Source organism: Anaerolineales bacterium (genome assembly GCA_030583885.1).
Classification (GTDB): domain Bacteria; phylum Chloroflexota; class Anaerolineae; order Anaerolineales; family Villigracilaceae; genus Villigracilis.
Genome location: CP129480.1, coordinates 934,691 through 954,569, shown reverse-complemented (window position 1 = coordinate 954,569; position 19,879 = coordinate 934,691). Strand labels below are relative to the sequence as shown.

The 19,879-nt window shown below is 56.1% G+C and carries 17 protein-coding genes; 7 read left to right on the top strand and 10 right to left on the bottom strand.

The annotated features are described in order from the left end of the window. Positions 1-98: 98 nt before the first annotated feature. From QY332_04840 to QY332_04810, 7 genes are all read right to left on the bottom strand, one after another. Positions 99-2,066: a hypothetical protein gene (locus QY332_04840; protein WKZ37254.1), complete on the bottom strand. Its 1,968-nt coding sequence runs from the start codon at positions 2,064-2,066 to the stop codon at positions 99-101. A gap of 24 nt (positions 2,067-2,090) precedes the next feature. Continuing rightward, on the bottom strand, positions 2,091-2,612 hold the full coding sequence (locus QY332_04835; GenBank protein WKZ37253.1) for an FHA domain-containing protein: 522 nt from the start codon (positions 2,610-2,612) through the stop codon (positions 2,091-2,093). Between the two features lie 138 nt (positions 2,613-2,750). Next, positions 2,751-3,752 carry an NAD-dependent epimerase/dehydratase family protein gene (locus QY332_04830; protein ID WKZ37252.1) on the bottom strand — a complete coding sequence of 334 codons (1,002 nt, stop codon included), beginning with the start codon at positions 3,750-3,752 and terminating at the stop codon, positions 2,751-2,753. Then, positions 3,749-4,522, bottom strand: a complete 774-nt coding sequence (locus QY332_04825) for a methyltransferase domain-containing protein (GenBank protein ID WKZ37251.1) — start codon at positions 4,520-4,522, stop codon at positions 3,749-3,751. The genes QY332_04830 and QY332_04825 overlap by 4 nt, the downstream gene beginning before the upstream one ends. Positions 4,523-4,537: 15 nt before the next feature. Next, positions 4,538-5,017: a DUF1579 domain-containing protein gene (locus tag QY332_04820; GenBank protein WKZ37250.1), complete on the bottom strand. Its 480-nt coding sequence runs from the start codon at positions 5,015-5,017 to the stop codon at positions 4,538-4,540. 182 nt (positions 5,018-5,199) lie between these two features. Continuing rightward, on the bottom strand, positions 5,200-5,535 hold the full coding sequence (locus QY332_04815) for a four helix bundle protein (protein ID WKZ37249.1): 336 nt from the start codon (positions 5,533-5,535) through the stop codon (positions 5,200-5,202). A 70-nt stretch (positions 5,536-5,605) separates the two neighbouring features. After that, a complete protein-coding gene (locus QY332_04810; GenBank protein WKZ37248.1) occupies positions 5,606-7,258 on the bottom strand; it encodes a carboxyl transferase domain-containing protein in 1,653 nt (550 codons plus the stop codon). A 155-nt stretch (positions 7,259-7,413) separates the two neighbouring features. Here QY332_04810 and QY332_04805 point away from each other — a divergent pair, with 155 nt between their 5' ends. Together QY332_04805 and QY332_04800 are read left to right on the top strand one after the other, a co-directional pair. After that, on the top strand, positions 7,414-8,778 hold the full coding sequence (locus QY332_04805; protein WKZ37247.1) for a hypothetical protein: 1,365 nt from the start codon (positions 7,414-7,416) through the stop codon (positions 8,776-8,778). Between the two features lie 3 nt (positions 8,779-8,781). Then, positions 8,782-9,333 carry an OB-fold domain-containing protein gene (locus QY332_04800; protein WKZ37246.1) on the top strand — a complete coding sequence of 184 codons (552 nt, stop codon included), beginning with the start codon at positions 8,782-8,784 and terminating at the stop codon, positions 9,331-9,333. A gap of 246 nt (positions 9,334-9,579) precedes the next feature. Here the strand turns inward: QY332_04800 and QY332_04795 are convergent, their stop codons facing one another. Then, positions 9,580-11,310: an EAL domain-containing protein gene (locus QY332_04795; GenBank protein ID WKZ37245.1), complete on the bottom strand. Its 1,731-nt coding sequence runs from the start codon at positions 11,308-11,310 to the stop codon at positions 9,580-9,582. A 450-nt stretch (positions 11,311-11,760) separates the two neighbouring features. On the opposite strand from QY332_04795, the gene QY332_04790 reads away from it, so the two are divergent. Together QY332_04790 and QY332_04785 are read left to right on the top strand one after the other, a co-directional pair. Continuing rightward, the gene (locus tag QY332_04790) at positions 11,761-12,147 is read left to right on the top strand and encodes a hypothetical protein (GenBank protein ID WKZ37244.1); all 387 of its coding nucleotides are present in this window, start codon (positions 11,761-11,763) and stop codon (positions 12,145-12,147) included. 64 nt (positions 12,148-12,211) lie between these two features. After that, complete coding sequence (locus tag QY332_04785) at positions 12,212-13,174, top strand: hypothetical protein (protein WKZ37243.1); 963 nt, start codon at positions 12,212-12,214, stop codon at positions 13,172-13,174. Positions 13,175-13,231: 57 nt separating this feature from the next. Here the strand turns inward: QY332_04785 and QY332_04780 are convergent, their stop codons facing one another. Both QY332_04780 and QY332_04775 read right to left on the bottom strand, forming a co-directional pair. After that, positions 13,232-13,474, bottom strand: coding sequence for a hypothetical protein (locus tag QY332_04780; protein WKZ37242.1), 243 nt, complete (start codon positions 13,472-13,474; stop codon positions 13,232-13,234). Positions 13,475-13,507: 33 nt separating this feature from the next. Beyond that, positions 13,508-15,976, bottom strand: a complete 2,469-nt coding sequence (locus tag QY332_04775; GenBank protein ID WKZ37241.1) for an endonuclease MutS2 — start codon at positions 15,974-15,976, stop codon at positions 13,508-13,510. 69 nt (positions 15,977-16,045) lie between these two features. Between QY332_04775 and QY332_04770 the strand changes: the two genes are divergently transcribed. The 3 genes from QY332_04770 (at position 16,046) to QY332_04760 (ending at position 19,879) form a co-directional block, all read left to right on the top strand. Continuing rightward, positions 16,046-16,819, top strand: coding sequence for an SDR family oxidoreductase (locus QY332_04770; GenBank protein WKZ37240.1), 774 nt, complete (start codon positions 16,046-16,048; stop codon positions 16,817-16,819). A 66-nt stretch (positions 16,820-16,885) separates the two neighbouring features. Then, complete coding sequence (locus QY332_04765) at positions 16,886-19,090, top strand: SulP family inorganic anion transporter (protein WKZ37239.1); 2,205 nt, start codon at positions 16,886-16,888, stop codon at positions 19,088-19,090. Positions 19,091-19,222: 132 nt separating this feature from the next. After that, complete coding sequence (locus tag QY332_04760) at positions 19,223-19,879, top strand: haloacid dehalogenase-like hydrolase (GenBank protein WKZ37238.1); 657 nt, start codon at positions 19,223-19,225, stop codon at positions 19,877-19,879.

Below are 19,879 nucleotides of genomic sequence, written 5' to 3'. Positions count from 1 at the left end.
AACACGTGTATTTCACATAAAAAATGACGCTCCATGAATTATAGCCCCAAACAGAGTGCGTCAATTAATTAATACATCATTGAGGCTGGGAGTATATATTAGTACGAACCTTCCACGTAACAACCAATACTGAATTCCGGGCGCAGCACATACGCAGGCGGAGGCGCAGCAAATGCCTCATTAAACTGAAGCAGCAATTCCATCGTGGCGCCGTCGGCAATGTCGCGATTGGTTTCCGAGCCGGTCCACGTGTCAGGAGGACTGTCGGAAAATTCGGAGGGAGTATTATTTGCATTTCCACTAAATACATCCACCCCAGCCAGTTGGACCTTGATTATTCTTTGGTCTGCCGGGATGTCGATCCACTCCACATAAAGCGAATCCATCCGGATCGTACCGCCGCTGGAATTGGTGATCATCATCCGGAGCTCGTTGGTATTGGGGCTGGTCACGCCTCCGGCGCTCACATTGCCGCACACTCCGCCCGTCGGCGTAAAGGTAAACGTCGGTGTGAATGTGAAGGTCGGTGTAAGAGTGAAGGTCGGCGTGAATGTGGAAGTGGGGGCCGCTGGTGTAAAGGTGAACGTCGGCGTGGGGGTGCGCGTGGGAGTGCGAGTCGGGGTGCGAGTCGGGGTGCGGGTGAATGTGCTTGTGGGTCCGCCACCGCCTCCGCCGGGGAGTGCAGTTGGAGGAGGCGCTAATGTCTTTGTGGGGGTCCAGGATGGGATCACCAGGATCGTCCCAAGAGGCGTCTGGGCAACGGGCGTGCCAGTCAATCCGGGGATGCGGGTGACCGTCGGGTTTGCAGTCGATGTCGGCGGGGTCTTATTGGTCGCGGTCGGCGTGATGCCGAGGCCCGCCTGGATCTGCTGCTGGGCTTGATTGCCGGTGACCGGGACAATTTGAGTTTCCTGGCAGTATTGACCGGTCATCTGGCAGGCGGTGTCCAGGTCCTCCTGGGAGATGGATACAGGCTCGGACGGCGCGCTGATCGACTCGGTCCCGTCTTCGCCTCCCAACTGGACCGAAACCTGCTGGCCGGCCCCAAAATATGTCTCCTGCCCATTCGATATAATGCGGCCCGCCCCGTCATACAGGTTTACGACCATCTTCCCGTTCTTTTGCGCGGTAATGGTGGCATCCCCCATCAGCGTGAGCTCGGCCCCATTGACCATAAAGATAGCCCCCTCCCCGTCCGGCACCGAGATCATAATGCCGTCCTGCGGTGCCTTCTCGCATTGGATCTGTCCGAGTTCGCTCGAGAAGAAAAAGGACTCAAGGTTTCCGCTCTCGTTATCGAGGGTGGTATTCCCAAAGACCACCATTGTGATGGTCTGGCCCGGCAATGAACGCGGCAAATTGGCAAAGACCTTGAAGACGGCGATCCCCCATTCATCACGGTCGGGCATAAGCGGGGAGGCGCTGATGCGCTGTATTTTTTGCACATCCACGATATCGCCGTTTTCCGCAAAACGGTCCGCTGCACCCGGCGCGAGGTCGGCCTTGAGCGTGTTGTGTCCATAACAGGCCTTGTTCGAGCCGAGCTCATCACAGTAACCGGCGGAGGCCTCGATCGCATTTTGAATCAATGCCTGGCAGCTGGCATTCCTTTCCGCCACGGCTGTCCCGGTCAGGCTGGTCGAAAATAGAATGGTGTCAAGGTATCCCGCCTGATACGATACAAATCCAAACACAACGGCGCACAGGATGGGCAGGGATAGAAGGATCAAAAGGAGCGAGGCATAGGATTGTCCCTGTTTCTTTTTCCCCTTTTGCCGGCGATTGCCGGCCAGGCCCGCGGAGGAACCGGGTATTTCGCCCCGTAAACGGAGCTCATCCAAACGCCGGCGGGCGGGATCGTAGCTGGGGTCGATCCGCAGGATGTTCTTGAGGCAGATCAGTTCCTCTTTACTGCTTGAGAGCCCGCGTTTCCAGAATAACAGCCAGGCGTCCAGATTCCCGCGGTCTGCGCGCAGGATGTCATGCAGGATTTTCCGCGCCTCACTTAACTGGCCGGCATCCAGCAGGTCGTTTACTTCGTTAAGCCCGGGCTCCACCGAATCCATCCGTCCGTCCTGTCAGCGATTCGCCTACCACGTAAAAATTAAAATCAATTTCAAACGACCCAATTGAACAACAGCGCCGCTCTTCAACTCATAGGGTTTTGACGGAAGAAGGCGGGTTCCGTTCAGGAACGTCCCATTACTGCTGTGCAAATCGATAATCTCATATCGGTTCTCCACCCTCTGGATCATCGCATGTCTTCTGGAAACACCCTGGGCAAAACCGTCAACCGGGGCAAGGTCCACAAACACTTCGATTGTATCCTTTGCCGCCTCTTCCAGCCGTCCTACATAAATGACATCATCATCATGCAGGGCAAACGGTTCCGTCTTGCCATGAAGAAAAAACGCCATTCCGTGGTACGCTGTTTTAAGTTCATAATCCTGATGGATCAGGTCGGTTGTGCGCCGGTTGGTTATGTTCCGGGTGGTTTCACGCCCCAGGTGCAAATCCACAAAACTTGCCCCGCAAAATTCACATATAACTGCACGATTGTCATTCGCCAGTTTACAGACCGGGCAGAATTTGGGCAGGGAGCCTGTTTGCATTTTTCCTCAATTCCATGCTTTTACTACAATAATATAGTACCCTACCAGACCTGTAAAATCAATTACAACCTCTATACAAATACAGCTTTTCACAATCACTTCCTATTGTATAGACAAAAACCGGTTGTAAATTTCCCTTTACAAAATCCTGCTTCCTTGGGCCTTCTTCAGCAAATCCAACAACTCCCTTTCACGAGCATCGCTCAAGCCCGCTTTCATCTCATAATCGGCGGGAAGCTCGGACGACCATGCGAGGATATCCTTGATGGTTTCGGCCAGCGGCGTCCATGTCAGCCCCGCATTGACAGCTTTGGAAACATCCACATGCGCGAACCCTGCATACTGCCCGGTATCGGGAAGCCAGACGGGCATGTCGCTCCAAGGCGCAACCTTGTGTTGATGCAGAAAATCAACCGAAGCCCATTTGAAATTCGCATCACTGCCGCTCACCATTTTACAGGTCTGAAATACCGTTTCAAGAGAGACCGTCTCGCCCGTCGCATGGAACACCCCGGAGACATCCTGCTCGATCAATTGGATGATGAAGTCAGCCAGATCGCGGACGTCAATGATCTGCGTCGGCGCATCGGGGCGGTCCGGCGCGAGCACCTCGCCGCCGCGCGCAATGCGCGAGACCCAATAGGTAAACCGATCCGTCGGGTCATGCGGACCGACGATAAGCCCGGGACGGATGATCGACGAGCTGATTCCAAACACATCCTGCACAGTCTGCTCACATAGCGCCTTCAACGGACCATACGTTTCGTCCGTGATTTCCTCCACCGTTTCATCTTCGAGCGTGCCAACCGTATGGCTTTCCCTGATTCCGTTTTTGGACAAATCAGCATATACGGAGATGCTGGAGATAAAGACATATCGCCCGACTTTATCCTTCAACGCCTCGGCGGACATTTTCACAACACGCGGGACATAGCCGCAGGTATCGATGACCGCATCCCACTGGCCCGATAACTGGTCGAGGTCCTTTTCACGGTCTCCCCGAATTTTTTTAATCTTCTGAAACAGGGCGGGGTTCGTCTGTCCGCGATTAAAGAGTGTAAGCTCATGCCTGCGGACCCGCGCAGAATTGACAAGGTGACGCCCCAAAAAACGCGCGCCGCCGAGGACCAGGATCTTCATGGTTTGATCCCCACGACCGTGAAGAGGGTATCTTCCGGTTTGACGGGGGTAAACGTGAATTCGCTGAAGCTTTGAATATCCTTGAAGCCCGCCTGTTCGAACAGGGCAACCGCTTCAGCCTGGGTGTAGGAAAGCGTGGCGGGAGATTGGGAATGCACCTCGGACTGGATCATCACGCCATCCTTGATAACCTCCCAGGTATCGCGGGTGTCCTCCATATTGGTTTCGGGGTCGAAACGCGACCAGCCTGTCCTGCGGATGGTTGCACCATCCTCGGGGCGCACAGCCTCCTGTTCGAATCCAGTATCCAGTGGGTCACCCTGCCTCCAGAGCGTCATGAAGGGCGAGGCCAGCGCCCCTCCCGATTCCAGATGGTCGTAAAAGTGTCTCATCGCCTGCAGGGCCTGGCCCGGCTTAAGCAATAACTGAATGGAACTGGAGGGTACCAGAATGGTGCGGTACTTGCGCGGGAGGCTCAGTTCCGCCATGTTTTGGACATACAGATTCGGCGTGAGATTCTTCCGTTTGGCGTTCAATTCGCACATGGCGATCATTTCCGGGGAAATGTCCACACCGTCGATATCGATTTCCTGTGCAAGATAGTCAAGGAGCAACCGCCCGCTGGAACAACCGACATCCAGGGCGGGTTGTCCATATTTTTTGATCACATCAAGGTAGAAAAAACGGTCAGCCCAATCGGATGTGTCGCCGCGCAGCAAGTCCCAGTATTTGACCATCAATCCGTGATACTCATAGGTTTGGGTTGTCATTTTTATTCATGCTCCTTATTGCATGCGGCTCAGGGTCATTTCAGTCGCCTTGGCTTCGCTTCCTTCGGGATTGATATTGTACGCCTTAATAACCAGATTATTTTTATCAACAAGTTCCACTTCGGTGCGCCAGCCCCAGTCCGGTCCGCCGCCGGGATCGGTGTAACTTCCGAGGAGCGAAAATCCCTTCTCCGTGCCGCCGCCTGTGCAGAACATAATGGCGGTATTGTTGTGGAACGAATCCACCCAGCTGGCCTCAAATTGGTCCGTGATGGTATTGTAACCAAAAGTGAACATGCCATGTTGAGGTTCGCCCTCGATGGAGGCTTGGTAGAGCAGGAGCGCAAAGCGGCCATCCAGCAGGATCTGGATGGTTCCCGCAACAGAGGATTCATCGGCAAGTTTATCAGGCTCAAGCCAGAGCTTGGAAGTGCCGCGCCAGTTGCCGGCCAGTTGGGCGAGGAGCTGGTGAGGGGAGGAAGTGGTGTGGGACATGGCAAGTGGATAGTAGATAGTAGAAAGTGGAAAGTGGGTTTAGGATTCGGGTATTGGTGATTGGAGAATTTCGTTTTCAAAATTGGATAATGTGAGGTAGAAAGCTTTTTCCTCGCGGATGCCGCGTTTCCTTTGGGTTGGGACAAATGAGTTGAGGATCTTTACGATCTGGGTTAGCACATTCATACGATGTAAAACCACTTCAGGCTTAATGGCATGGCGGACTTTGTAGAGGCGGTCTTTTGCTTCGCGGGCTTCGCCGAGAGCGTATTCAAAGTAGCGGGCGCGATCTTACCTGTGGAGCGGGAGTATCCTTCGGCGATATTCGCGCTAATGCCGTCAAGGGAACGGCGAATCTGGTCTGCGGCATTGCGGGTGGATGGATTCTTGAACAAGGCTTCTGTATCATTCCAGGTAATGTCGGCGATGAAGAAACCAAGCCGATAGACTTCCAATCCCCACAACGGGTCTTGGGTAATCTCTTCCGGCACGGTCTTCTTCCACTCCTGATAGTTCAAACCATCCTCACTTTCCGCTCACTACTTTCCACTCACCACTTTTTACTTTCTACTTTCTACTCACTACTTTCTACATCCTAAACACACCAAATCCCTGCTCTTCAACAGGCGCATTCAACACAACCGACAGTGCCAACCCCAGTACTTGTCTCGTATCTACCGGGTCGATGACACCGTCATCCCATAATCGAGCGGATGAATGATAGGGACTGCCTTCGCGCTCGTACTTTTCCAACAACGGGCGTTTGAATTCTTCCGCTTCCTCCGCGCTGAGGGCTGGCTTGCCTTCACGGGCGAGTTGATCCTGCTTGATGGTGAGCAGGACGTTGGCGGCTTGTTCCCCGCCCATGACCGAGATGCGGGCGTTGGGCCACATCCACAGGAAGCGCGAGCCGTAGGCGCGGCCCGCCATGGCGTAGTTGCCTGCGCCGAACGAGCCGCCGATGACGAGCGTCAACTTGGGGACGCGGGTGGTGGCAACCGCATGGACCATCTTCGCGCCGTCCTTGGCGATGCCGCCCGTTTCATATTCCTTGCCGACCATGAAGCCGGTGATGTTTTGCAGGAAGATCAAGGGGATGCCGCGCTGGTCGCAGAGTTCGATGAAGTGCGTCCCTTTCAGCGCGGACTCGCTGAACAGCACGCCGTTATTGGCGATGACCCCGACGGGGTATCCATGAATGCGGGCGAACCCGCAGACAAGGGTCGTGCCGTACCGCGCTTTGAACTCGCGGAATTTGGAACCGTCCACGATGCGGGCGATGATCTCACGCACATCGAAGGACTCTTTGAATGCCCGCGGCAGGACGCCGTACAATTCGTCAGCGTGGTACAAGGGTTCTTCGGGGGGAGCAACATCCAGCGCGGAAAGATGCGAATGCACATGCCCCCGCGGCAACGTTTCCACGATGCTGCGTAAAATTTCGATGGCATGATCGTCATCTTCCGCGAAATGATCCGCCACGCCAGATTTGCGCGTATGGACATCCGCGCCGCCAAGCTCCTCGGCAGTGACATCCTCCCCCGTGGCGGCTTTGACGAGCGGAGGTCCGCCGAGGAAGATCGTGCCTGCACCTTTGACGATGACCGCCTCATCGCTCATGGCAGGGACATACGCACCGCCCGCCGTGCAGCTGCCCATGACAGCGGCAATTTGCGGAATGCGCCTGGCGGACATGCGCGCCTGATTGTAGAAGATACGCCCAAAATGATTGACGTCTGGAAAGACTTCATCCTGAAAAGGTAAATTTGCGCCGCCGGAATCCACAAGGTAGAGACAGGGCAGGTGGTTTTCCTCGGCGATCTGCTGGGCGCGCAGGTGTTTTTTGACGGTCAGCGGAAAGTACGAGCCGCCCTTGACCGTGGCATCGTTGGCGATGATGAGCACCTCGCGGTTGCTGACGCGTCCGATGCCCGTGACGATGCCCGCACCCGGCGCTTCGAGGTCGTACATACCGACCGCCGCGAGCGGGGAAAGTTCGAGAAACGGCGAACCGGGGTCGAGCAGGCGCTCGATACGGTCGCGGACGAAGAGTTTACCCTGTTCTTCGTGGCGTTTGCGATACTTCTCGCCGCCCCCCTGACGCACTTCCGCAAGGCGCTCACGCAATGTATGAGCGAGCCCGTTGTTGTGTTTTTTGTTTTCAAGGAATTGTGGATCGTTCGGAGAAACGGATGTTTCCAGGGTGTCCATGCGCCGAGTGTAGCATAAATGGGATGTCATTGCGAGCCTGCGGGAGGCAATCCCAAACGAAGCTGGTTTGCAGGAGATTGCTTCGCTCCACTCCGCCCGCAATGACAAAATCAATGATGAATGTCAGTTGTAATTTGATGCGATTTCTGCAAAGATAAAGTATCTTCAACAAAGGAGGTTGACTGATGAGACCAGTGTATGCGATCTCAGGCGGGGTGTCGAAGTTTGCAAAAGCCAGACCGGACAAAACCTTCCAGGCGATCATCAAAGAAGCATATGACTATGCAATCGCCGACATCGGATTGGACTTTCCGACGTTCACGCGCGCCGTGGATGGTTCCGTCGCCTCGTACTTCTCGGATCATTTCACCCGACAATTGATGGCCGGCATCATGGCACAGGACTACCTTGGGCTGTGTCCCAAGCCGGGGCATCGCGTGGAGGGCGGCGGCGCAACGGGCGGATTGTGCTTCCAGGAGGCGTGGAAGTCGGTCGCTTCGGGTCACATGGACGTGTGCGTGGCATACGGCTTCGAGACCATGTCCCACGTGGAAACGTGGAAGGGAAACGAGTTCATCGCCCTGGCCTCCGACGTGTCGTTCGATTATCCCGTCGGAGGTTTTTATTCGGGGTACTACGCCATGATGGTGACCCGGCACATGAAGGAGTTCGGCACGACCGTCGAGCAGCTGGCGCACGTCAGCGTGAAGAATCACATCAATGCCCATCACAATCCGTACTCGCAGAAGCGCAACCGCTACACCATTAACGATGTTCGCAATGCGCCGATGGTGGCGTGGCCCCTGACGCGGCTCGACATCTGCGTGATGTCCGATGGCGCGGCGGCGGTGATTCTCTGTTCTGAGAAGGGACTCAAAAAACTCGAAGCCGCAGGTGCGAAAGTGACGCGTCCGCTCGTGAAGGTGACGGGCATCGGGCGCGGCACGGACATGATGCGCATGGCGGACCGTCCGCATGTGGATTATGACTTCTTCATGGAGAACTACGCCACCGAGCAGGAGAAGTCATCGCATGAGACGAAGACGTATTACAAAAAACTGTGGGGTCACGGCACGCGTTATCCTGGAGTCCATTCGTTCCGCGCGGGACGCACGGCGGGCAACATGGCGTGGAAGCATGCGGGCATCCAAGACCCGTTGAACGAATTGGATTTCGTCGAACTGCACGATGCGTATACCTCAAGCGAAATCCAGACGTATGAAGACTTGGGATTGTGCCGCTACGGGGAGGGCGGTCCATTTGCGGAATCGGGCAGGGCGTTTTTGCCGAACATTGACTACGGCTTGAAGTTGAAGGACAAACCCGTCTGTGCGGTCAATCCCTCGGGCGGACTGATCGCCTGCGGACATCCTGTCGGCGCGACGGGACTCATGCAGGGCGTCTTTGCGGTGTGGCAGTTGCAGGGGACGATTCAAAAACATTTCCGCGACGACCGGCTTCAAGTGAAGGATGCGAAGCGGGGCGCCATCCATTCCCATGCCGGGACCGGGACATACGTCTCCGTCTCCGTTTTGGAAAGGGAGGGTTAAGTCATGGCCAAGCTGCCGTCACAACGAGAAGAAAGTTTAGGCGGGTTCGTCGTGCATGGGATTCCATTCCCCGTTCATACAGACGAGGAGTCATTGGAATTTCTGAAGAAGATGGCGCCGATCCAGATCGAGCAGGAATATAGAATCACATACCTGCATTCCTACGGACAGGACAGCCCGTGGTTCGCGGCGCTGACGAATAAACGACTGCTCGCGTCGCGCGACCCCGCAAGCGGATACACCACCGCCAACCCGCGCGGTCACGACATGTATTCAGGCGCGGAGACCAAGTGGGTCGACATCACGAACGTCCCAGCGCATGTGCATGCGTTCACGGTCTGTTATTTCGGCTCGCAGGAGTTTTTACCTGAATGTCCGTTCGTGCTGGCCTTGATCGGGTTCGAGGGTGTGGACACGCTGCTGCTCACGCGCCTGATGGGCGTGAACCCCGATGCGCCGTCGCTGGATTGGATCGGCATGCAGGTCAGGCCGCGCTTCCTGCGCAATTCGAAGTTGAAGCCGACGGATGTGTATTTCGTTCCAGCGAAGGAGTGATTGGGAGACTTAAGATTGATGGGTTGTTAGCGAATAAAGGGTGGTTAGGGGGATGAAGCATGGAGGATGGTTAATGGGGACGATCACAGTGCAGCAAAATACATGGGCTTCCGAGACGACTTTGTCCCGAAGCCCATGTTCCATTTACCATGATCCATCTTCTCAACTCATTGCCTAATGCGAAGTCCCCAAAGAGTATGTATGAAGGAAGAAGAGGAAAAAAGAAAGGGGAAAGAAATTTCCCAATCAGCGGCGCATGTATTTGCGGTGATCCTTTTTTATCAATTCCAACGCAGCGTTGTGGTCGATCGGCTTGTTGAAGAGAAAGCCCTGCCCGTAATCGCACTTCATCTCGATCAGGCTGTTGACCTGGTTTTCGGTTTCGATCCCTTCGGCGATGACGTTCATCCCCAGGCTGTTCGCCATGGCGATAATCGCGCGGATGATGGGGATCGCGCTGCGGTTGACGCCGAGTGTGCTGACGAACGAGCGGTCTAATTTGAGGTTGTCCACGGGCAGGTGCCGCAAATAGCCCAGTGACGAGTACCCGGTGCCGAAGTCGTCGATGTCGATCCCCACGCCGATCTTGCGGAGGCGTTCGATCTTTATCACCGCCACCTCCATGTCCTCGATCAGCGTCATCTCTGTCAATTCCAGAGACAGGCTGTTCGCCGGCAGTTCCGTTGCCTTCAGGATTTCATCGATCTGCTGGATCAGGTCGGGTTGGGAAAACTGCCGGCTGGAAATGTTGACGCTGATGGTCAGGGGCGGATCCATGCCGAATTGGACCTGCCATTGTTTCGTCTGCCGGCACGCCTCGCACAGCACCCATTGACCGATGGGGATGATCAGCCCGGACTCCTCGGCGGCTTTCATGAAGTCGGCTGGGTACAGCACGCCCCGTTCGGGATGTTCCCAGCGTATCAAGGCTTCAAAACCGCTCAACCTATGGGGCTTCAACGAGAAGATCGGCTGGTACTGGATCTGGAACTCCCCGTTGCGGAACGCGCTGCGCAGGTCGCTCTCCAGTTTCAAGACGCTCTCAGCCTGCTCCCTCATCCCGATGTCGAAGACCCTGAAATTGTTCTTCCCGCCAACCTTCGCGTTGTACATGGCGATATCCGCATCCCGGATCACGTCGTCCGTTCGTTCGTATCGCTGCAGGCTCATCACCACGCCGATGCTTGCGGTCATGTGGATGGTGTTCTCCTCCGCCTCGAACGGGGCTGCCAGGCTGCGCTGAAGCCGTTTTACGATGGTGACGACCTGGTCGCTGCCTTTGACGGCTTCGAGCAGGACGGCGAATTCATCCCCTCCCATGCGGGCAACCATGTCCATTGTGCGGATGGAATGTTTCAACCGCCGCCCCATCTCGATCAAAAGCAGGTCGCCGACGTTGTGTCCCATATTGTCGTTGATGATCTTGAATCGGTCGAAATCCAGGTAGAGCACCGCGAACAGGTCGCTGGGATAGCGCCTGTTCCACTCGATGGCATGTTCGAGGCGGTTCATGAACAGCCTGCGGTTGGGCAGGTTCGTCAACGGGTCGTGCAGCGCCTCGTGGATCAGGCGTTCCTCCGCCCGGATCCTCTTTTCCATCTCTTCATGCAGGATCTTCCGTTCCTCCCTCAACTCCTCTGCCTGCCGATGGAGGCGGTCCAACAGCCCCTTGATCCAGCCGGTCCCCATGCCGACCAGGGTTATGATCAGACTGCCCGTCAGGAAGTGACTGATGGTTTCGGTGCTGGGATACCCCATCAGGCGGGACATGAAAACATTCAGAGGGAAGCTGAGGATTCCAAACACCAGTCCGCCGTATACCCCCAACAGCCATCCGATGACGACCAGCGGAAAGATGCACAACGCCGCAACTATCCCGCCGATGGAAGGGTAGAGTACGTAGAAAACAAGCGCGTACACCCCCATACTGAGGAGCGCAATTCCAATGCGGGGATAAACCTGGGCGGGGACTCTCATATCACTGCTCACGACGCCGTCCGCACGTGCGGCGGTTGTTTCTCCAATTCATGTCTGGAGCGGGCTGGCGGGGAATGTGAAGACCGGAAGACAGCTTGGTGTGAGTCTAGCATAAATTTTTAGTTTTCAGGCTGCCATGTTGGAACGTTCAAACGTTCAAGCGTTCCAACATCGCAACTGCTTCCTAATACGCCACCTTGTAAGAATACAACGAACCTTTAAGGCCGCAAACTTCACCATGGTTCCACCAGACTGGCAGCCCAAGAGAATCAGCCAAAGCCCGGCATAGTGCATCCGGGCTGAAGTGCGGATTCGGTCATTCCTCATTTCCAAAAGAAAAATTTGCCGACCGCACCCGATAAAAATGCAAGGTTTGGCGCACAGCGCAGTACAGCCGTACCATTGAACCCGATTCCGCGGCGGTATAGAATCGATTTAAAGGAGAAAAAGATGAACTATTTGAAACTGCAATATCTTTACCTGCTCAATTCGGGTCTGTCCCTTATTTTTGCACTCGGCCTGCTCTTCATGACTCCCACCCTGCTCAGCCTGTTCGGGTTGAACGAGAATGCCGCCACAAGGCTGCTGGCTCAATTCATCGGAGCGGGGCTGATCGTCAGCGGGCTGGTGACGCTGCTCGCCCGCGAGGTGACCGACCTGCAGGCGCGCGCCGCGATCAATTACGCCCACCTGATCGCGGGTGTGCTTGCCATGGTCATCACCCTCAATGCCATCCTGACAGGCGTGATGAGCGGAGCGGGCTACCTGCCGGTTGCGGTCTTTGTCATCCTGGCGATCGGATTCGCCTATTTCCAGTTCTTTCGTCCGATGGAATGACCTCATTTGACACACTATCAGCCGCTCCACACGGGGCGGTTTTTTCCTGTGATACCATCAGGGCATGAATCGAATATTGGTGACCGTTTTATCGGTATCCGCCTTCCTCACCGCCTGCCAGCCTCAGGCAACTCGCCTCACCGCATCCACCCCAACCAGTACGCCCATGCGCCTCATCCCGACGCCGAGATACGACGTCCCGCCGACGACCAGCCCCACGGTCACGCCGGAGGCGACGCGCACGCCTCCAGCCACGCGGACAGCGGAATCCACGTCAACGGACAGTCCAGCCACTCTGATGGAGACTCCCGACAACACCTGGATGACCCTGCCCGTGCTTCCATCGCCTGATGAAAGCATCCGTGAGATCTATGAACTTGGGCAATCGCTCGGCAACGACCCGACTGCCGTTTCCATCTTCGGTGATTGCCAGGCGCGCCCCGAAGAATTCCTGGGCATCTACGAGGCCGACCCGCTCGCGCTGGCGAGCCTGCCGCCCGAATTGCGCAGCGTCGTGGACAATTTCGACGGATCGTTCAACCGCGAGAGTCCCACCGCGCGCGACGGCACCACGCCCGGCGCCCTGCTCTGGACCCAATGGCATCGCGGCAGGTTCGGGTGCACCTTCGCCGAAACGCCGGTCGAATGTGAACTGCGCATCCACAACCCGTCGTTCGTCATCATCCAGATCGGCTCGCATTTCGAATCGCGCAACACCGAATACCTGCGCCGCGTCATCACCCAGTTGATCGAGAACGGCGTCGTCCCGATCCTTGCCACCAAGGCGGACAACCGCGAACTCGACCACCGCATCAACCGCGACATGGCGCTGCTCGCCGGCGAATTCAATCTGCCGCTCTGGAACTTTTGGGCGGCGCTGAACGACCTGCCCAACCGCGGGCTGTACACGCGCAGTGACCGCCCATACCAGGGCGATATCTACCTGAATGAAGAGGCGCAGGAGATCCAACGCAGGACCGGTCTTGCTGCGCTCAATCTCGTCTGGCGCGCCGCAACGGGGGAATAAAAAGGATGACCGCAAGGGTCATCTCAACTTTACAACCTTCAAACTTTCGAACCTATATTAACCCTTCAACGGCGGCGCATCCTTGTCGTATACAAAGACCTGCACATCCATTCCATCCGAATTCAACATGTCGATCGCGGGTTGAAAGGTCGCATCCTTGATCTTTTGCATATCTCCCGCGGGCGCATACACCGAGAGCCGCGCCTCTTCATCCGACATCTTGGCGACTTTGATCTCCGCGCCGGCACAGGCGGCTTTGATGAGGTCGGTCATTTTTTTTATGGCATCGTCAATCATCATAAGCGGCTCCCAGTTTCAAAATTATACAACAGTTCATCCCGCGTTCAGCTTTGCCACGGTCACGCCTTCGCCGCCTTCCTTATCCCCGCCCTCTTCGAAGGATTTGACATACGCATGACCGCTCAGCGCGGCGCGTACCGCCTGTCGCAATTTCCCCGTCCCTTTGCCGTGGATGATGCGCACGAACGGCAGGCCCGCAAGATAGGCCTGCTCCAAATAGCGCTCCATCTTATCCAATGCGTCATCGGACATCAGTCCGCGTAAATCCACTTCCATGCCGGGCGAGGTGGACGATGGACGGTGGATGGTGGACGATGGTTGCCGAGCTTTTTCGGTCTGTGCACTATCGTCCACGGTCTGTCGTCTGACCAAATCGGACAACCTGGCCCGCACGCGGATCGTCCCAATTTGGACTTCCGCATCAGCCTCGCCCAGGGCTGTCACCACGCCCTCGGCATTCAATGTGCTGACATTGACTTTCTCGCCCAATTTCAAGAACTGGTTGGCGGTCACTGAGAACTGACCACTGCGCCGCTCCACAGGTGCCTCAACCTTCCCTTCCATCTCGCCGATCTTCTCTTCGATGGCTCGAATGGCCTGCAAAGGCTGGCCGGCTTTCTTCAACTGCGTTTTCAACGAGTCGATATTTCGTTTCAGAACGGCCACTTCCAACTCGCCCTCGGCACGGGTTTTGGCAAGCGTCTCACGGCGTTCGTCTTCTATTTTTTCGAGCCGCTTTTCAAGATCAAGCGACTGCTTTTCAAGTTTGGCGCGCGTTTTCTCCAGCTTCTCACGCTCGCGGGAGGTGCGGTTGCGCTCCTTGCGGATGTCATCCAGCAGTTTATCGGCCCGCAAATCCAGTGGATTGATCTCCGCGCGCGCGGATTCAATGATGGATTGCGGGAGTCCCAGTTTCTGCGCGATGGCGAGCGCATTGGACCTACCCGGGAGTCCCAGGGTCAGCTTGAAGGTGGGGCGAAGCGTTTTGATGTCGAATTCAAGCGAGGCATTGACCACGGCCTCCGTGGAATGGGCGAAGGTTTTCAATTCGGGGTAATGCGTGGCAACCAGAGTCATCGCGCCTGTATCCAGCAAGTGAGTGAGGATCGCACGCGCAATGGCCGCGCCCTCCTGCGGGTCCGTGCCCGAGCCGAGTTCATCGAAGATGACCAGCGAGCGGTGATCGATCTGCTTGAGGATGCGAATGATGTTGGTAATGTGGCCGCTGAACGTGGAAAGCGACTGCTCGATGGATTGCTCATCACCGATATCGGCATGGACCGAATGGAAACAGGGCAGCTCGGAGCCGCTTTGTACGGGGATATGAAGTCCGCTTTGCGCCATCAACACCAGCAGGCCGACCGTTTTCAATGAAACCGTCTTGCCGCCCGTGTTGGGACCTGTGATCACGATGGCGCGCGTCCCTTCACGCGGGTCAACGTCAATGGGCACAACGGTATCAGGGTGGAGAAGAGGATGACGGGCTTGAATCAGTTTCAGGTTTGCAGGTTGAATGTTGGAAGGTTGTTGGATTGCAGCTTTTGAACTTGCAACTTTCAAACTTTTCAACTCATTCAGTACTGGCTCACTCGCCTTCAAGTCATCTGCATATTTCGATTTCGCAAAAATCAAATCCAGCATGGCAAGGTTTTCAACACCATACTTCAATTCAGCGGCATGTTCGCCCACGAGTGCGGATACTTCAGCAAGGATGCGGCGTTCTTCATCGCGTTCCTTTAATTCCAGTTCGCGGATTTCGTTGTTGAGTTCCACGACTGGCAAAGGCTCGACGAACAACGTCGCGCCGCTGGCGGACTGGTCATGGATGACCGCCTTGATACTCCCCTTGAATTCGGCGCGCAATGGAATCACATAACGGCCGTCCCGCTGGGTGATGATCGGTTCCTGTAATTTCTTCGCCGACTCGGTCAGGTAGCGCTGCAGGCGGGTCATCAAACGTCCGTGTGCCACCTTGATCTCGCGGCGCAGGGAGGCCAGTTTGGGCGAAGCGGAATCCAATACTTCGCCGCGGTCTGAAAGCACGCGCGTGACCGCATCCACGATGCCGTGGGATTCCGGCAACGCCTCGGCGAGCTGCGCAAGGCGTGGATATTCGAGATAGGGCCGGGGTTCATCCTGAGCGCTCTTAATAGCGGGGCTTTTCTCAGACCCGCCCCTGCTTTTTTCAAATGATTTTTTTATTTCACGGCAGGAGATGAGCGTAGATTTGATGTCGAGCAAATGCTGGGGATCCAGCACGCCGCCGCGCGCGGCGAGGTCCGCGGCCGGGCGGATGTCATGTGCGCCGCCGATGCCAACATCACGCACGGATAACAACTTGCGCGCCTCGGTCGTCTCCGCAAGGCGGGCGCTGGCGAGGTCGAACGAGTCCGTGGGCTCAAGAGCACGTGCCATTTCCATCGAAGCGGAAAAATCGCAGTAGCCCGCAAGCCGTTCGAGAATCTTCGGGTATTCGAGTACGTTGAGAGTCTTGCTGTCCATGCTGGGGATTATACTTCGCTCTGTCAGGATACATCCTTTGAAGGAGGGGCGACCCTCCAGGAGAACAACATGAGACTCAAAAACAAAACAGCCATCATCACAGGCGCCACCAGCGGAATTGGAAAAGCCACCGCGCTTCGTTTCGCGGACCAGGGAGCCGACCTGGTCTTAACCGGCAGGCGTTCCAGCCTGGGCAAAGCCGTCGAAGCGGAATGCAGGCGGAAGGGAGTCCGATGCATTTTCGTGGAGGCGGATCACACAAAGACGGAGGACTGCCAGAGGGTCGTGGATGCCGCGCTTAAGGAATTCAAGCGCATCGATATTTTGTTCAACAACGCAGGCATCGTCACCAAGGGGACCGCGGATACCACGACCGAGGAAGTCTGGCAGGATACGTTGAACATCAACGTGACAGCGGTGTGGCGCATGTGCAAGCTGGTGATTCACGAAATGAAAAAACAGGGCGGGGGCGCCATCGTCAACAACGGCTCGGACTGGTCTGTGGTGGCGGGGAAGGATGCGTTTCCGTATATCATGAGCAAGGGCGCGGTGGGGATGATGACCAAGGCCATGGCGCTGGATTACGCACGCGCAGGCATCCGCGTGAATGCGGTCTGTCCCGGCGATACGTTTGTGGATCGCTGGATCGAGAAGGGATATTTCGAAGGCTCCGACCCGGTGACAATGGAAGAAGCGATGAAGGAATCCAGTGCATATATTCCGATGGGCCGTTTTGGAAGACCCGAAGAGATCGCCAATGCGGTTTTATTCCTGGCATCGGACGAGTCGTCGTTTATCACAGGTCATTTGCTGCTGGTGGATGGCGGCAATACGGCTCAGTAGTTTCCTCATTTGATATAAATTCAGATACAATCGGGGCATTAATCACTTGGAAGTGAGGAGAGCACAATGAAAGACAAGCCTTTCGCGTCGATGGATCCGAGACAGATTGTCACCAGCATTACCGCCGGGCTTGTGATCGGATTGATCGTGGTGGTGCTGAGCATTTCGCTCGCCACGCTCGTATTCACGGGTGAAATGAGCTCGTATGTCCCGCGCGGCATCGGTATCTTTCTATTCGGCGGGCTCAGCATGGCGCTGGTCACATCGTTTCTGGGCTCGTTGCCCGGCACAGCCATCGGTCCGCAGGATGGTCCCGCCGCCCTGCTTGCAGTTGCTGCAGGAGGCATCGCCGGCGGGCTGGCAGGCTCCGCCAGTGCGCAGGTTGTCTTTTCGACAACACTGGCGGGCGTCATGATCGGTTCACTGATCACAGGCTTGATCTTTCTGCTGATCGGCCAGTTCCAACTTGGGAATCTGGTGCGCTACATCCCCTATCCGGTGGTCGGCGGGTTCCTGGCCGGCACCGGCTGGCTGTTGACTCGCGGCGCGATCGAAGTGATGGCCGGCGAGACGTTAAACGTTCAGACTCTCCTCGGCCTGATGCAGTCCGATAAGCTTTTGCTCTGGCTGCCGGGCACGATCTACGCCATGATCGTCCTGGTCGTTCTGCGAAAGGTCAATCATTTCCTGGTCTGGCCGGGAATCGTCTTTAGCGCCGTCATCCTTTTTTATGCAGCCTTGTTTGCAACCGGCACATCCATTGAACAGGCGCGCAGCATGGGACTGCTGCTGCAATCCTTCCCCTCGGGCGGACTTTGGAAACCGTTCACACTTGCCACCTTAAATCAAGTGGATTGGAACATCCTGGCGGGTCAGGCGGATAAACTAATTCCCGTGCCTTTGGTCAGCCTGATCGCATTCCTGTTGAACGCCACAGGTTTGGAACTGGTCGCCAAACGCGATATTGACCTGAATCATGAATTACGCGTCACCGGGCTCGCCAATCTGGCGGCAGGGTTGGGCGGCGGGCCGCCTGGATATCATTTATTGGGCGCCACGGCGCTTGGCCAGCGCATGGGGGCGAAATCCCGCATCGTTACCGTCACCACCGCGCTGGTTTGCGGGCTGGTGTTAATTGCAGGCGGCGGATTTGTCAGTTTCCTGCCTGTTGCATTGTTGAGCAGCCTGCTTTTGGTATTGGGCTTGTCCTTCCTCATCGAATGGGTCTATGACGCCTGGTTCAAACTTCCCCGCGCAGAATATCTGGTCGTCATGATCAGCCTGGTGGTGATCGCGGCGACGGGATTTCTTGAAGGCGTCGGGGCGGGGATCATCGCGGCCACCATTTTGTTCGTCATCAAATACAGCCGCATCAACACCGTCCGTGATACGCTGAACGGGACGATCTATCATGCCAAGGTGGAACGACCCGCGATTCAACGCGAGATCCTGCACAAATACGGCATGGGCATCCACATCTTCCGCCTGCAGGGATATATCTTCTTCGGCACATCGGATAAACTGCTGGGGCGCGTCCGCGAGCTGCTGGAGGATACCATTCACAGGGAACATTTCATCGTGCTGGATTTCCACCGCGTCCACGGGCTGGATTCGTCCGCTGTTTCCAGTTTTACGCGCATGCAGCAGCTTGCGGAACTGCACGATATTTATCTGGTCATAACACAAGCCGCGCCGTCCATCCGCCAACAGATGATCCAGGGCGGATTCACGCCCGGTCAACGCGTGCAGATCTTCCCCACACTGGACCATGGCGTGGAATGGTGCGAGAACATGCTCCTGCAAAAGCATGAAGCCTCCACACAGTTCATCCAGGTCGGCATCAAGGGTCAGTTGCGCAGGACCTTCCCGAAACCCGCATTGATCGACCGCCTGCTCACGTATCTCGAACGCATGGAAGTGGATGCAAATATGTACCTGATGCGGCGCGGTGATCCCCCGGAAGCCATGTACTTCATCGAGTCTGGCCGGTTGAATGTACTGCTTGAAACAGACCAGGGCGAAATGACGCGTTTGAGGAATGTCCGCAGCGGGACAGTGGTCGGGGAGGTGGGCATGTACCTAAAGGGGAAGCGCACCGCAAATGTGGTCACGGAGCAGAAAAGCGTGCTGTATCGTTTGACAGCCGAGGCCATGAAACAAATGGAAAACCAGGACGCAGAGACGGCTTCCGCCCTGCATGAATGGATCGCCCGCCTGCTGGCGGAACGCATGGCGGATAACGCCCGCGCCATCGAAGCCTTGCTGGATTAAGAATGTTTGAAGCACATACCACGAATTCTCGAAGACACCAAGTCACGAATTTTTCTTCGAGTCTTCGAGCCTTTGCGGATTTGTGGTGAAAAAGACTTCTTAGCCCCGCGCCGAAGAAAACAAGGAGAAATAATGATCGTCGTTTCAGATATGATGGGCACGCTCACCACCGGCTCGCCATTTTTAGGGCTGGTGGACTGGGTCAAACATAACCAAAGCAAACTTCGCGCGTACTGGTATATCGCGTCCATTACGCCGTCGTATCTGCTTGCAAAAAACGGGTTCATTGACTGGCAGACATGGGGGCAGAAGTTAATGGTGGACAGTCTGGGCTACATCAAGAATGCCACGCCGGAAAACGTCGAGCAGGCCTCGGAGTGGACGGTCGAACACAACCTGTGGAAGAAACGCCGCGAGGACGTGGTGACACGGCTCATCAAACACCGCGAAGACGGCGCAAAGGTCTACATTGCCAGCAGTGTGGTCGAACCGTTCATCCAGCCGTTCGCACGGCGCATCGGCGCGGATGTCATCGGCACGCCGGTGGAGATCGTGAACAGACGCGTGCGGCTGGTCAGCGAGTTGATGAAAGACGAAAAGAAGATCGAACAGGTGCTTCAGCGCCTCGGCGTGGACCGTGTGGATGTTGCCTACGGCGATACGATCCTGGATGTTCCCCTGCTCGAACATGCCGACCAGCCTGTGGCGGTCTATCCCGATGCGAAGTTGAAGGCCATTGCACTGGAGCGCAGGTGGGAGATCATCGGCGATACGCCAAAGTACGGTTGA

Bases quoted from the DNA above. Each gene is read 5' to 3' on its own strand.
- QY332_04775 (WKZ37241.1), bottom strand. From the start codon at position 15,976: ATGGACAGCAAGACTCTCAACGTACTCGAATACCCGAAGATTCTCGAA.
- QY332_04795 (WKZ37245.1), bottom strand. From the start codon at position 11,310: ATGAGAGTCCCCGCCCAGGTTTATCCCCGCATTGGAATTGCGCTCCTC.
- QY332_04830 (WKZ37252.1), bottom strand. From the start codon at position 3,752: ATGAAGATCCTGGTCCTCGGCGGCGCGCGTTTTTTGGGGCGTCACCTT.
- QY332_04800 (WKZ37246.1), top strand. From the start codon at position 8,782: ATGGCCAAGCTGCCGTCACAACGAGAAGAAAGTTTAGGCGGGTTCGTC.
- QY332_04780 (WKZ37242.1), bottom strand. From the start codon at position 13,474: ATGATGATTGACGATGCCATAAAAAAAATGACCGACCTCATCAAAGCC.
- QY332_04805 (WKZ37247.1), top strand. From the start codon at position 7,414: ATGAGACCAGTGTATGCGATCTCAGGCGGGGTGTCGAAGTTTGCAAAA.
- QY332_04760 (WKZ37238.1), top strand. From the start codon at position 19,223: ATGATCGTCGTTTCAGATATGATGGGCACGCTCACCACCGGCTCGCCA.
- QY332_04790 (WKZ37244.1), top strand. From the start codon at position 11,761: ATGAACTATTTGAAACTGCAATATCTTTACCTGCTCAATTCGGGTCTG.
- QY332_04810 (WKZ37248.1), bottom strand. From the start codon at position 7,258: ATGACATCCCATTTATGCTACACTCGGCGCATGGACACCCTGGAAACA.
- QY332_04825 (WKZ37251.1), bottom strand. From the start codon at position 4,522: ATGACAACCCAAACCTATGAGTATCACGGATTGATGGTCAAATACTGG.
- QY332_04840 (WKZ37254.1), bottom strand. From the start codon at position 2,066: ATGGATTCGGTGGAGCCCGGGCTTAACGAAGTAAACGACCTGCTGGAT.
- QY332_04820 (WKZ37250.1), bottom strand. From the start codon at position 5,017: ATGTCCCACACCACTTCCTCCCCTCACCAGCTCCTCGCCCAACTGGCC.
- QY332_04835 (WKZ37253.1), bottom strand. From the start codon at position 2,612: ATGCAAACAGGCTCCCTGCCCAAATTCTGCCCGGTCTGTAAACTGGCG.
- QY332_04770 (WKZ37240.1), top strand. From the start codon at position 16,046: ATGAGACTCAAAAACAAAACAGCCATCATCACAGGCGCCACCAGCGGA.
- QY332_04765 (WKZ37239.1), top strand. From the start codon at position 16,886: ATGAAAGACAAGCCTTTCGCGTCGATGGATCCGAGACAGATTGTCACC.
- QY332_04785 (WKZ37243.1), top strand. From the start codon at position 12,212: ATGAATCGAATATTGGTGACCGTTTTATCGGTATCCGCCTTCCTCACC.